Annotated in this window: 9 protein-coding genes; 2 read left to right on the top strand and 7 right to left on the bottom strand. The window is 33.3% G+C overall.

All coding sequences use genetic code 11. The annotated features are described in order from the left end of the window. Position 1: 1 nt before the first annotated feature. The 7 genes from ACFQ1R_RS05905 to ACFQ1R_RS05875 form a co-directional block, all read right to left on the bottom strand. On the bottom strand, positions 2-1,645 hold the full coding sequence (locus tag ACFQ1R_RS05905) for a M1 family metallopeptidase (protein ID WP_379925200.1): 1,644 nt from the start codon (positions 1,643-1,645) through the stop codon (positions 2-4). Between the two features lie 36 nt (positions 1,646-1,681). Then, complete coding sequence (locus ACFQ1R_RS05900; protein ID WP_379925199.1) at positions 1,682-2,152, bottom strand: DUF6265 family protein; 471 nt, start codon at positions 2,150-2,152, stop codon at positions 1,682-1,684. Positions 2,153-2,252: 100 nt separating this feature from the next. Further along, on the bottom strand, positions 2,253-4,064 hold the full coding sequence (locus tag ACFQ1R_RS05895) for an acyl-CoA dehydrogenase family protein (protein ID WP_379925198.1): 1,812 nt from the start codon (positions 4,062-4,064) through the stop codon (positions 2,253-2,255). Between the two features lie 19 nt (positions 4,065-4,083). Then, on the bottom strand, positions 4,084-5,274 hold the full coding sequence (locus ACFQ1R_RS05890) for an acetyl-CoA C-acyltransferase (protein ID WP_379925197.1): 1,191 nt from the start codon (positions 5,272-5,274) through the stop codon (positions 4,084-4,086). 98 nt (positions 5,275-5,372) lie between these two features. Continuing rightward, on the bottom strand, positions 5,373-7,766 hold the full coding sequence (locus ACFQ1R_RS05885) for a 3-hydroxyacyl-CoA dehydrogenase/enoyl-CoA hydratase family protein (protein ID WP_379925196.1): 2,394 nt from the start codon (positions 7,764-7,766) through the stop codon (positions 5,373-5,375). A 4-nt stretch (positions 7,767-7,770) separates the two neighbouring features. After that, entirely contained in the window at positions 7,771-8,217 is a 447-nt protein-coding gene (locus ACFQ1R_RS05880; protein ID WP_379925195.1) for a MarR family winged helix-turn-helix transcriptional regulator, read from the bottom strand. A 200-nt stretch (positions 8,218-8,417) separates the two neighbouring features. Then, complete coding sequence (locus ACFQ1R_RS05875; protein WP_379925194.1) at positions 8,418-10,181, bottom strand: AMP-dependent synthetase/ligase; 1,764 nt, start codon at positions 10,179-10,181, stop codon at positions 8,418-8,420. 478 nt (positions 10,182-10,659) lie between these two features. Here ACFQ1R_RS05875 and pflB point away from each other — a divergent pair, with 478 nt between their 5' ends. Both pflB and pflA read left to right on the top strand, forming a co-directional pair. Beyond that, positions 10,660-12,885 carry a formate C-acetyltransferase gene (gene pflB / locus ACFQ1R_RS05870; protein ID WP_379925193.1) on the top strand — a complete coding sequence of 742 codons (2,226 nt, stop codon included), beginning with the start codon at positions 10,660-10,662 and terminating at the stop codon, positions 12,883-12,885. 106 nt (positions 12,886-12,991) lie between these two features. Next, positions 12,992-13,714, top strand: coding sequence for a pyruvate formate-lyase-activating protein (pflA, locus tag ACFQ1R_RS05865; RefSeq protein ID WP_379925192.1), 723 nt, complete (start codon positions 12,992-12,994; stop codon positions 13,712-13,714). The last annotated feature ends 33 nt before the right edge of the window (positions 13,715-13,747 follow it).

Here is a 13,747-nt window from a genome sequence, read left to right as displayed (position 1 = left end):
CTTATAGTTTTTCCGCTTTAACATAAAAATCTGGGTCAATTTCAAAAGTCGTGTTATTTGAGTTCAATGGTAATGTTTTCCAATCTGCTTTGGGAAACAGCCATTGTTGTTTTTCGTTAATTGTAACTTGAATAGGCATATCAAATTTCTCAATAATATTTGTCCAACGGTATTTTAACGCTTTTTTTTCAATTTTATATTCTAATGTTGGAATTTTTGTGGTTCTTAGGTATTGATTGAAAAATTCGGTTAAATCTATGTTGGTTTCTTTTGATATGTAATCTTCAATTTGTTTAGTTGTTACTGTTTGATGGTAAAATGTTGTGTTTAAACCGCGTAAAATGTGTCGCCATTTTTCATCATCTTCAATAAGTTGTCTTAAGGTATGAAGTATATTGGCGCCTTTGTAGTACATATCTCCAGAACCTTCATTGTTAACATTGTAAATGCCTATTATGGGTTTGTCGTTTTTAATGCTTTTTCTTGTTCCTATAACATAATCTGCTGATGCTTGTTTACCATAATAGTAATCTAAAAATAAATTCTCTGAGTAAGCAGTAAAACTTTCATGTATCCACATGTCTGCAATATCTTTGTAGGTAATATTGTTTGCAAACCATTCATGTCCAGACTCGTGAATAATGATAAAATCAAACTTTAAACCCCAACCCGTACCCGATAAATCTTGCCCCAAATAGCCTTTCATGTATTTATTGCCATAGGTAACCGAGCTTTGGTGTTCCATACCTAAATAAGGCACTTCAACCAATTTAAAACCATCAACATAAAACGGATATTGCCCAAACCAATGTTCAAAAGCTTTCATCATTTTTGGTGCGTCTTTAAAATGCTCTTTGGCTTTTTCTAGATTATCTTTTAAAACATAATAATCCATATCTAAATTACCCGCCATACCATCATAAACTTCGTGGAAATGCTCGTAATCTCCAATATTTATGTTTACCCCGTAATTGTTTATAGGGTTTTTTACTATCCAATGAAAGGTTTTTGTATCACCAATTTGTTCAACTAATTGCAATTTACCATTTGAAATATCCATCAAATTATCTGGTACATTAACACTTATTTTCATACCATTAACTTCATCATACATGTGGTCTTTACATGGCCACCAAACACTAGCTCCTAAGCCTTGACAAGACGATGCTATAAAATGATTACCGTTTTTGTCTTTTTTCCAAGAAATGCCACCATCCCAAGGTGCATTAACAGCTTCCTTTGGATTACCTTCATAATAAACTTCTATACTATTGGAATCGTTTACGTTTTGAGGTTTTGTTAGGGTTATAAAATGGGCATTACCATTATGCTTTATTTCTAAATCTAACCCGTCTTGAGTGACTTTAGTAATTTTTAAAGGTGGTTGCAAATCAATTTGCATAACAGAGTTTGATTCTAATACTTTATATTGAATGGTGTTTTTTCCAGAAATATATTTTTCATCAGGATTTACTTTAATATCTAGATGATAATAGGTTAAATCCCACCAAGCACGCTCTGGAGTAATACTTCCTCTTAAAGTATCTTGTTTGGTGAATTTATTTTTTTCTGAAAGTAGTTGTGCTTGAATAGTAATAATTGAAAAAAGAAAAAGAACTGTAGTTATGTAAAAACGATTTGTCATAGATGCTTTTAATTATGAGTTTTTGCTATTAAAAATTTACTTTTTATAATTGAATTTTACTCTTTCAATACTACCATTTTCTTGATGAATATCTACGTAAATATTCATTTCTTTTGTGCTTATTTTTTCAAAAATCATACCTTCAAAAACTGCTTTGTTTTGTGTTATTTTTATTAAAGGAAAGTCTATTGTTTCATCTTTAGTTTCCCAACCTTTTAAATCGTTATTAAAATGTTTAAGTTGAAGTATTAAAGTGTTATTAATTTCACGAATTATTTCAATTTCATAAAAAGCTACTTTGTTATTTACTATTAATTTGAAAGTAGCCATCATAGAATCACCAGAAGGATTACTCCAATTTTCTTCGGTTTTTCCATCAAAGGCTTCTCCTTTCCAGTTACCAGAAATCCAACTTATGTTTTCTAGTTTAGGTTGAAGAATTTGCTCATTTTGAGCAAATATTGAAGCTGAAATAAAGAGCATGATAATACAAAGCCATTTTTTCATTGTAATTTATTTTTTTACTAAAATACTTAAATTAAAAAGCGTTTCAAAAAATATATTCTGAAACGCTTTTAAAATTGAGTTAGTCACTATAATTTTTAGCTTAAAAGCAATATTTATTTTCTTTAATTATTTTACTAGCTATAATATTTCGAAGTTCTATAATGTTAGGCATGTTTACGTATTTGATGTAGCGTTTTAAACCCATAAGCATCATACGTTGTTCATCGCCTGTTGAGAATGAAATGATGGAGTGTTTACCTGCTGTTTCAATAACATCAATAGCATGAAACAAGTTTAATTTTGCCATGGCTATTTGTTCTTTAGCATTCGCTTCGCCTTCTTTTTTGGCTATTTTTTCGGCACGTAAAATGGCTGATTCAGCTATGTATATTTGAATTAAAATATCAGATGCAGCAAGCATGAGTTGTTGTTCTTCTTCTATTTTTTCACCATATTTCTGTAGAGCAGCTCCAGCAACCATTAAAAATAATTTTTTAAGATTGGCAATGATGCTTTTTTCTTCTGAAAATAATTCTGAAAAATCTTGTACGTCGAAATTTGGAATGCCTGTTAATTCATTAGCAACCGCAGTAGCTGGTCCTAATAGATCTACATGACCTTTCATTGCTTTTTTAATAAGCATACCAATACTTAGCATACGGTTAATTTCGTTTGTGCCTTCATAAATTCTGGCAATACGTGCATCTCTCCAAGCAGATTCTATTGGTGTATCTTCAGAGAATCCCATACCACCAAAAATTTGAATGCCTTCATCTGTACATCGTTGGGTGTATTCTGAAACAGCTACTTTTAATATTGAACATTCAATAGCATATTCTTCAACACCTTTAAGTTCAGCTTCTTGGTGTGAATCTTTTCCGTTGTTTTGACGAAGTATAATGCGGTCTTCAATATTTTTTGCTGCACGGTAACTTGCAGTTTCACCTACCCAACAGTTAGTTGCCATTTCTGCTATTTTTTGACGAATAGCACCAAAACTTGAAATAGGAGTGTTAAATTGAATACGCTCGTTAGCATATTTAACCGATTCTGAAATTACACGACGTTGTGCATCCAAACATGCTGCTGCTAATTTAATTCTTCCAACATTTAAGGCGTTCATGGCAATTTTAAAACCATTTCCTCTGGTTGAAAGCATATTTTCAAAAGGAACTACGGTGTCATTAAAAAATACTTGTCTGGTTGAAGAAGCACGAATACCTAGTTTGTGTTCTTCTTCACCCATTGTAATACCATTAGGGTTGTTTTTATCGTATTCAACAATAAAACCTGTAATATTTTTATCGTCTTCAATACGAGCAAATACAATCATTAAACTACAAAAACCTGCGTTTGAAATCCACATTTTTTGTCCGGTAATCTTATATGATTTTCCATCTTCAGACAAAACGGCTTTGGTTTTTCCAGAGTTGGCATCACTACCCGCACTAGGTTCTGTTAAACAATAAGAACCAAACCATTCGCCAGTAGCTAATTTTGGTACGTATTTTTGTTTTTGTTCTTCAGTACCATATAGTGTAATTGGCATAGTGCCAATACCTGTATGTGCCCCAAAAGCAGTACTAAATGAACCTGTCGCACCCGAAATATAGTCGCAAACCAACATGGTATCTACAAAACCCATTCCCATACCACCGTATTCTGTTGGTACTGAGATGCTTAAAAATCCCATTTCGCCTGCTTTTCGCATGCAAGATTCTGTTAAAGCATAATCTTTTGCTTCAAAGCGTGGTTTATTTGGCCAAATTTCTCTGTCTACAAATTCTGTAACAGCTTCTTTCATCATGCGTTGTTCTTCAGAAAAATCTTCAGGTGTGAAAATGTCTTCACAATTTGTTTCTTTTACTAAAAATTGACCACCTCTTAAAATATCTTTTTCAGTTGATTCCATTCTTATTTTAGTTATTCTATTAATTTAAAAATTCAAAAATTCCACAAGCACCTTGACCAGTACCAACACACATAGTTACTGCACCATATTTACCTTTCATGTTACGCTGACGCATTTCATCAAATAATTGCACCGATAGTTTTGCACCTGTACAGCCTAGTGGATGCCCTAAAGCAATAGCGCCACCATTTACGTTAACGATATCTGGATTTAGATTTAGTTCTCTAATTACAGCTAATGATTGTGATGCAAATGCTTCATTTAACTCGATTAATTCTAAATCTTGTTGTTTTAAGCCAGCTAATTGTAGTGCTTTTGGAATGGCTTTTACAGGACCAATGCCCATAATGCGTGGTTCAACACCTGCTGCTGCATAATTTACCAATCGCGCAATGGGCTCTAAGTTTAATTCTTTTACCATAGCTTCACTCATAACCATCACAAATGCGGCGCCATCGCTCATTTGCGATGAGTTTCCAGCGGTTACACTGCCACCAGCGGCAAATACCGGACGCAATTTTGCTAAAGCTTCTATGCTTGTTCCTGCACGTGGTCCTTCATCGGTTGTTACCGTATATTTTTTAGTAGCTTTTTTGCCGTTTTCATCTATAAATACTTGTTCAACATCAATAGGAACAATTTGATTTTTAAAACGGTTTTCAGCTAGGGCTTTTAATGCTTTCATGTGTGAATTAAAAGCGAATTCATCTTGGTCTTCGCGAGATACTTTAAATTGATTAGCAACCGCTTCGGCAGTGTTTCCCATACCCCAATAATAGTCTTCATGACCCGCTTTAACGGTGTCGTAATTCAATTCAGGTTTAAAACCCGTCATAGGCACCGAACTCATGCTTTCTGAACCACCAGCAATAATACAATCGGCCATACCTGATTGGATTTTAGCAGCTGCAATAGCAATGGTTTCAATACCTGAAGAACAAAAGCGGTTTACGGTAACCCCAGGAACATCTACACTATTTAAACCAATTAATGAAATAAATCGTGCCATATTTAAACCTTGAGCACCTTCTGGCATGGCATTACCCACTATTACATCGTCAATGCGTTTTACATCTAGGTTAGGTAATTCCTTCATCATATGTTGGATGGTTTCCGCACCCAATTCATCGGCACGTTTAAAACGAAAGACACCTTTTGGTGCTTTACCAACAGCAGTTCTGTATGCTTTTACTATATATGCTTGTTTCATTTTTCTATGCTTTAGGCTTTAAGCGTTATGCTTTAAGCTTATATATTTATAAATAATTTTAGCCTATTGCTCATAGCATAAGGCTTATAGCATCGCAACTAGTTGCGAAGTGGTTTCCCAGTTTTTAACATGTGTTGGATGCGTTCCAAGGTTTTACGTTCTGTACATAAACTCAAAAAGGCTTCGCGCTCTAAATCCAACAGATATTGTTCGCTAACTAAGGTTGGTTCAGATAGATCGCCACCAGCCATTACATAGGCCAATTTGTTTGCTATTTTATGGTCGTGTTCACTGATGAAGTTTGAAGCTTCCATAGAATCGGTTCCTACTAAAAACATACCCAAAGCTTGCTTACCAAGCACTTTTACATCGGTACGTTTTACAGGTTGTGTATATCCAGCTTCCGCCATTAATTTAGCATAGGCTTTTGCGGTAGCAATTTGTCTGTCTTTGTTTACAACAACAATGTCTTTTCCTTTTTGAAGTAGACCCAAATCGAAGGCTTCATAAGAAGAGGTTGCTACTTTTGCCATACCAATAGTTAGGAAGTATTCTTGAAGTGTGTTCAATTCAACATCACCTTTTTTAAACGAATCGGAAGCACGTAAAGCCATTTCCTTAGAACCGCCTCCACCAGGGATAACGCCCACACCAAATTCTACCAAACCAATATAAGTTTCGGCTGCGGCTACTACTTTATCGGCATGCATGGATAGTTCGCAACCACCACCAAGAGTCATGCCATGAGGTGCAGAAACGGTTGGGATAGCCGAATAACGCATACGCATCATAGTATCTTGGAAATATTTGATGGCGGCATTCAATTCATCATACTCTTGTTCCACAGCCATCATGAAAATCATACCAATATTAGCGCCTACAGAGAAATTTGCTGCTTGGTTACCAATTACCAAACCAGCGAAATCTTTTTCAGCAATATCAATAGCTTTATTTAATCCTGCTAAAACATCGCCACCAATGGTGTTCATTTTAGATTGGAATTCGCAGTTTATAATACCATCGCCCAAATCTTCAATAACAACGCCAGTGTTTTTGAATACTTCTTTAGATTTTCTAATATTATCTAAAATGATGAAGGCATCTTGACCAGGAATTTTTTCTTGTGATTTCTTAGGGATATCATAAAAATAAGTGGCGCCATTTTTTACGGTGTAAAAAGATGTGTTTCCTGAAGCGATCATCTCACGCACCCAAGCCGCAGGTTCTAAACCTTCTGCTTTCATGATTTCGATGCCTTTTTCTACACCAACAGCATCCCAAATTAGAAAAGGACCGTGTTCCCATCCAAATCCCGCTTTCATTGCATCATCTATTTTATATAAATCATCGGTAATTTCAGGTATTCTATTAGAAACATAGGCAAACATGGAAGCAAAGTTTTTTCTGTAGAAATCGCCTGCTTTATCTTTCCCTGAAACTAATATTTTAAATCTGTCGATGACTTTATCAACCGTTTTTGTTAGTTCTAAAGTAGCAAAACTTGCTTTTTTTGAAGGCTTGTATTCTAAAGTATTCAAGTCTAATGCTAAAATATCCTTACCTTCTTTTTTGTAAAAACCTTGCCCGGTTTTGCTTCCAAGCCATTTGTTTTCCATCATTTTATTGATGAAATCGGGCAGTTTGAAAAGCTCGTGAGCTTCATCGTTAGGGCAATTTTCATAAATACCGTTGGCAACATGTACCAAAGTATCTAACCCAACCACATCTACCGTTCTAAAGGTTGCCGATTTTGGTCGTCCAATCACCGGACCAGTTAATTTATCAATTTCTTCAACCGTTAAGCCTAAAGATTTTACTTGATGGAATAAACTTTGAATACCAAAAATACCAATGCGGTTTCCAATGAAGGCAGGTGTATCTTTAGCAACAACCGAGGTTTTTCCTAAGAATTGTTCACCATAACCATTTAAAAAGTCTAAAACTTCTTGTGATGTTTTAGGACCAGGAATAATTTCGAATAATTTTAAGTAACGTGCCGGATTGAAAAAGTGGGTGCCGCAGAAATGTTTTTGAAAATCTTCCGAACGGCCTTCACTCATAAAATGAATAGGAATACCCGATGTGTTTGAAGTGATTAAAGTACCAGGAGTTCGGTGTTTTTCTAGTTTTTCAAAAACACTTTTTTTAATGTCGAGGCGTTCAACCACAACCTCCATAATCCAATCTACATCTTTAACTTTAGAAATATCATCTTCTAAATTACCTGTAGTGATGCGTTTAGCAAAATCTGGATGATAAATAGGCGAGGGCTTCGATTTTAATGAGGCCGCTAAAGCATCATTCACTAAACGATTTCTAACCAATTTGTTTTCTAGGGTTAAACCTTTCGCTTTTTCTGCATCGTTTAATTCTCTTGGAACAATGTCAAGCAATAACACGTCTACGCCAATATTTGCGAAATGACATGCAATACCGCTTCCCATAATTCCTGAACCAATAATGGCTATTTTTTTAATTCTACGTTTACTCATTTTATTACTTGTCGTTTTGATCGTATATTTTTTTGTTTGAAATTAGTTCGTTTATTACATCGGCTACTTCATAAAAGTGGTTTAATTTTTCTTCTGAAATATTTTTCTTAATAGCTTCGTTGAAAATTAAAACACGTTCTTTTGAATCTTCTCTTTTTTCAAGTCCAAAATCGGTAAGGTGAATGATAACACCTCTACCATCTTCAGGGTTTGGTCTACGTTCTATCAAACCTTTTGCTTCCATTGTTTTTAAAATTCTTGATAAACTGGTTGCTTCCATACCCATTTTAGGCCCTAATGAGGTTGAAGCAGTTCCTTTATCGCGGTCTATACTTAATAGTGTAAAACCTGTAGCCATGGTGCTTTCAAACTTCGAGGCTTCTTCATTATACATTTTTTGAACAGCAAGCCATGTGGTTCTTAATATGTAATCTATAGTTCTATCTTTCATCTGTTTTATTTAGTAATTTATTTTGAACAGACGGTATTTAAAAAAAAATCCTATAGTTTTGTTTTTAGAAAATGTATTTGTCTTTATCATTTCATGTTTTTTGGAAGGTAAAGTCAAATATATAAAAATTTATTATGCATGCATAATAAATTATGAAAATTTTATAAAGATTTTGGTTTTGGATTACTAAAAATTCACGATTATGGTCTGTAAATTTTTTCTATCAGGTTAGCGTATTTTTCTTTTATAACTTTACGTTTAAGCTTCATAGTAGGTGTTAAGTGACCTGCTTCAATAGACCAAATGTCTGGTGTTATTTCGAATTTTTTTATTTGTTCCCAACTACCAAAGTGGCTGTTAGCTTTATCTATTTCATCTTGTATGCGTTCTAGTAATTGCGGATTTGAAATCAAATCACCAGTACCTTTAAAGCTAACTTTATGAATTTTAGCCCAATCTTTAACAAATTCTAAGTTTAATTGTATTAAAGCTGCTGGCATTTTTTCGCCTTCACCTATAACCATTATTTGTTCTATAAAGCGCGATTGTTTAAAATGATTTTCGATAAGTGCTGGAGCAACATATTTACCTCCCGAGGTTTTAAACATTTCCTTTTTACGATCTGTTATTTTTAAAAAACCATCGGCATCAAATTCACCAATATCACCAGTGTGAAAATAATCTCCGGTCATTACTTCAGCAGTTTTTTCTGTATCCTTATAATATCCTAGCATTACGTTTGGACCTTTTACTAAAATTTCACCGTCTTCAGCAATTTTAACTTCAACATTATTAATTATTTTCCCAACGGTACTAACTCTAAAACCACCGTTTCTCATGTCGTTAACCGAAATTACGGGCGATGTTTCTGTAAGTCCGTAGCCTTCCATAATAGGCAAACCTGCTGCTGCAAATACGCGCGTTAAACGAGTTTGAAGCGCAGCACTACCAGAAACCATAAGTTCTAATTTACCTCCTAAGCCTTCTTGCCATTTGCTAAAAATTAATTTTCGGGCAATTTTTAGCTGAAGTTCGTACCACCAACCGTTTTTACCATAAGGTTCAAATTTTAAGCCTAAATTAAGTGCCCAAAAAAATAATGCTTTTTTAATGCCTGTTAAATTGGTTCCTTTTGCAACAATTTTATCGTATACCTTTTCATATAAACGCGGTACAGCCGTCATAACTGTTGGGCAAACTTCTTTTAAGTTGTCGCTCATTTTGTCAATAGATTCGGCAAAATAAACTTCAACACCACAATACATATATAGGTACAAAATCATGCGTTCAAAAACATGACATACAGGAAGAAAACTTAATGCTTTAGATTTTCCATAATCAAAAGGTACACGTTTTTCACTATCTAAAACGTTTGAAACTAAATTGTTATGTGACAACATAACGCCTTTTGGTTTGCCAGTAGTTCCTGATGTATATATTAAGGTAGCTAAATCTGAAGGTTTTACAGCTTCTTTTCTAGTATCTACTTCGTTTTGGTTACTTATATCTTCGCCCAGTTTTAAAACATCTGTCCAATGATTTTCGTTTAAAACAGCATCAAAGGTATATATGTTTTTAAGTTTGGTATTGTTTTTAATTGAATTTAGTTTTTCAAGAACTTCTATATCAGAAACAAAGCAATAAATAGATTCGGAATGATTAATAATATACTCATAATCTTCCGAAGCAATAGTAGGGTAAATAGGTACGTTTTGAGCCCCTGTTTGTAAAATTCCTATATCTAAAATATTCCATTCCGTTCTATTACTTGAAGAAATAACAGCAATTTTATCATTAGGTTTTATTCCCAAACGTATTAAACCACGGCTAATTGCATTGGCTTGCTCTACAAAATCTTTGGTAGAAATTGATTTCCAAACGCCATCATATTTGGTTGTGAATGCTTTTTGTAAATTATACGTTTCTAACTGATATTGAGGGAAATCAAAAATCCTAGTAATCATGTTCTTTAGTTTGTTGGGAATTAGTGGTAATGCAAAGTAGTAAATAAAAAACGATTTTCAAATACGTCTTAAAAAATAGGAAAATCATATTTTCATTCTAAAATAAATAATCATTTCCAATTTAGTGCTTTCAATATGTTAGTTTGGTCGTTTCTAATTAATTATACTTTCCAATTAAATTTTAAAATAAAGTTAATGAAAGGGGTTAGTTTTATTATAAAAAGCAATTTTAAGTTAAAATCGCAACAAATCTATTAGTGAAAATAGTTTTTGGTTATTGTATTTTTGTTTTAAGTGTTAAAATAATGAATTATTTATTATTACAATTATGTTTCTCAAACGTTTTCTAAGAAAAATTTAAAAAAAAATAGTTGATTGTAAATGTAAACTGATAAATATCAGTTTTTAACAAATTATTGAGATTTATCTTTGAAGTATCAAACAAAATACGATTTTCAAAAACATAAATACAATAAAAATGGAAGTAAAACAATTTAACTACGGAATTTGGACTGAAGAGGTCAATGTTAGAGATTTTGTAATCAAAAACATTACACCTTACTACGGTACATACAATTTTTTAGTAGGGCCAAGTACGAAAACTAAAAAATTATGGGACGTTTGTAAACAAGCTACTAAAGAAGAACGTCAAAATAATGGTGTACGCTCATTAGATACGGAAACAATTTCAACAGTAAACGCTTTTAATGCTGGTTACATTGATAAAGAAAATGAAGTAATTGTAGGTTTACAAACCGATGTACTTTTAAAACGCGCCATGAAACCTTTTGGTGGTTTTAAAGTGGTTCAAACAGCTTTATCAGAACACGGTGTAAAACCAAATGATGCTTTAACAGAATTATTTTCAAACTATGTTAAAACACATAATGATGGTGTTTTTGATGCTTATACATCTGAAATTAGAAAATACCGCTCTTTAGGATTTTTAACAGGCTTGCCAGATAATTATGCTAGAGGTAGAATTATTGGCGATTATCGTCGTATAGCTTTATATGGTATTAATTTTTTAATTGAGGCTAAAAAAGCCGATTTAGAAAACATTACTGGTCCAATGACCGATGCTGTTATTCGTTTAAGAGAAGAAGTTTCTGAACAAATAAAAGCATTACATCAAATGATAGAGTTAGGTGCTAAATATAATTTAGACTTAACACGTCCTGCACAAAATGCACAAGAAGCTGTACAATGGACGTATATGGCATATTTAGCTGCTGTAAAAGAGCAAGATGGTGCAGCCATGTCTTTAGGTAATGTATCAACATTCTTAGATATTTATATTGAAAACGATTTACAAGAAGGCTTAATTACCGAAGAAGAAGCTCAAGAATATATCGACCAATTTGTAATGAAACTACGTATGGTTCGCCACTTAAGAATGGCAGCTTATGATGAGATTTTTGCTGGCGATCCAACTTGGGTAACCGAAGCTATTGGCGGTATGTTTGAAGATGGTAGAACTAAAGTTACCAAAACATCATTCCGTTTCTTAAATACACTTTACAATTTAGGACCATCACCAGAACCAAATATTACCATTCTTTGGAGTGAAGATTTACCACAAAATTTTAAAGATTATTGTGCAAAAGTATCAATTGATACATCATCAATTCAGTTTGAAAACGATACGTTAATGAGAGAAACCAGAGGTTCTGATGATTACGGTATCGCATGTTGTGTGTCTTATCAAGAATTAGGAAAATCTATTCAGTTTTTTGGAGCAAGAACCAATTTAGCTAAAACATTATTATTAGCTATTAATGGTGGGCGTTGTGAAGAAACTGGTGTTCAAATGGTTGATGGTATTGCTGAATATACCGATGAGTATTTAGATTTTGATAAAGTAATGGCAAACTTTAAAATTGCCATGAAACAAGTTGCAAGAGTTTATAATGATTCTATGAATATTATTCACTACATGCATGATAAATACTATTACGAAAAAGCACAAATGGCATTAATTGATACCAATCCAAGTATTAATATTGCTTATGGTATAGCAGGTTTATCAATTGTAGCCGATTCTCTTTCTGCAATTAAATATGCAAAAGTAAAACCTATTAGAAATGAAGAAGGTTTAACAGTAGATTTTAAAATTGAGGGCGAATTTCCTTGCTACGGAAACGATGATGATAGAGTAGATACGCTAGCAGCAAATGCTGTAGCCGATTTTAATAATGAATTAAAACAATTGGCAGTTTATAAAAACGCAGAACCAACCATGTCTGTTTTAACCATAACCTCAAACGTATCTTATGGTAAAAAAACAGGCGCAACACCAGATGGTAGAGCTAAAGGTGTACCATTTGCACCTGGAGCAAACCCAATGCATGGGCGCGATTCACATGGAGCTATTGCATCATTAAACTCTGTGGCTAAAATAAATTATGAAGATTCTAAAGATGGTATTTCAAATACATTCTCAATAGTGCCAAAATCTTTAGGAGCTGATGCAGATGAAAGAATAGATAATTTAGTAGCTATTCTAGATGGGTATTTTTCTAAAAATGCGCAACATTTAAATGTAAACGTTTTAAACAAGGAAACGTTAATTGATGCCATGGAACATCCAGAAGAATATCCACAATTAACCATACGTGTTTCTGGTTATGCTGTTAATTTTGTTAGACTTACCAAAGAGCAGCAAATGGAAGTTATAACACGTTCTTTCCACGAATCCATTTAGTTATTGTTAGTATTTTGATAACATCTAAAAAGGCGGAGCAATCTACCTTTTTAGATGTTTAATTTAAAAAAACGAGATTATTAAAACAGAAGAAAACATATTAAGAGTGCACTCAGTTGAATCTTTTGGAACACATGATGGACCAGGAATTCGGATGGTAGTGTTTCTGCAAGGGTGTAAGTTAAAGTGCTTGTATTGCCATAATCCAGATTCAATAGATATGGCAGGAGGTAAAGAATATCACATAGAAGAATTAGTGCAAATGGCTATAAAAGAAAAGCCATATTTTGGAAAAAATGGTGGTGTAACCGTTTCTGGCGGCGAACCTTTATTACAAGCAAAAGAATTAATTCCTTTTTTTAAAAGATTGAAAGAAGAAGGTATAAATACCAATGTTGATACTAATGGCAGAGTATTAAACCACTTTACACAAGAATTGTTAGACGATTATGCCGATTTAGTGATGCTAGATATTAAACACATGACTGAAGATGGCTATCAATACCTAACAGGAATGCCTAACAAAGAAACCACTTTCAACTTTGCTAAATACAGAGAAGCTTCAGGAAAAAAAATGTGGCTACGCTATGTGCTAATACCAGGAATTACAAACAAACCAGAATTACTACACGCCTTAGGAAACTATTTTAAAGATTATAAAACAATCGAAAAAATTGAAATTCAACCTTATCACAAATTAGGAGTCCATAAATGGGAAGCTTTAGGTTGGGAATATCAGTTAAAGGAAGCGCGAGAAAATACTGAAGAAGAGTTGCAAGCTACTGTTAATATTTTAAAAGACTATTTCAAAAAAGTAAAAATAAATTAATTAGTGTTGAGGTAGACAATGCTTAAAATTACA

The sequence above is a fragment of the Mariniflexile jejuense genome, from assembly GCF_042675665.1.
Lineage (GTDB): Bacteria > Bacteroidota > Bacteroidia > Flavobacteriales > Flavobacteriaceae > Mariniflexile > Mariniflexile jejuense.
Note: the sequence above shows the minus strand (reverse complement) of the source record. Positions and strands in the feature narration are given on the sequence as shown.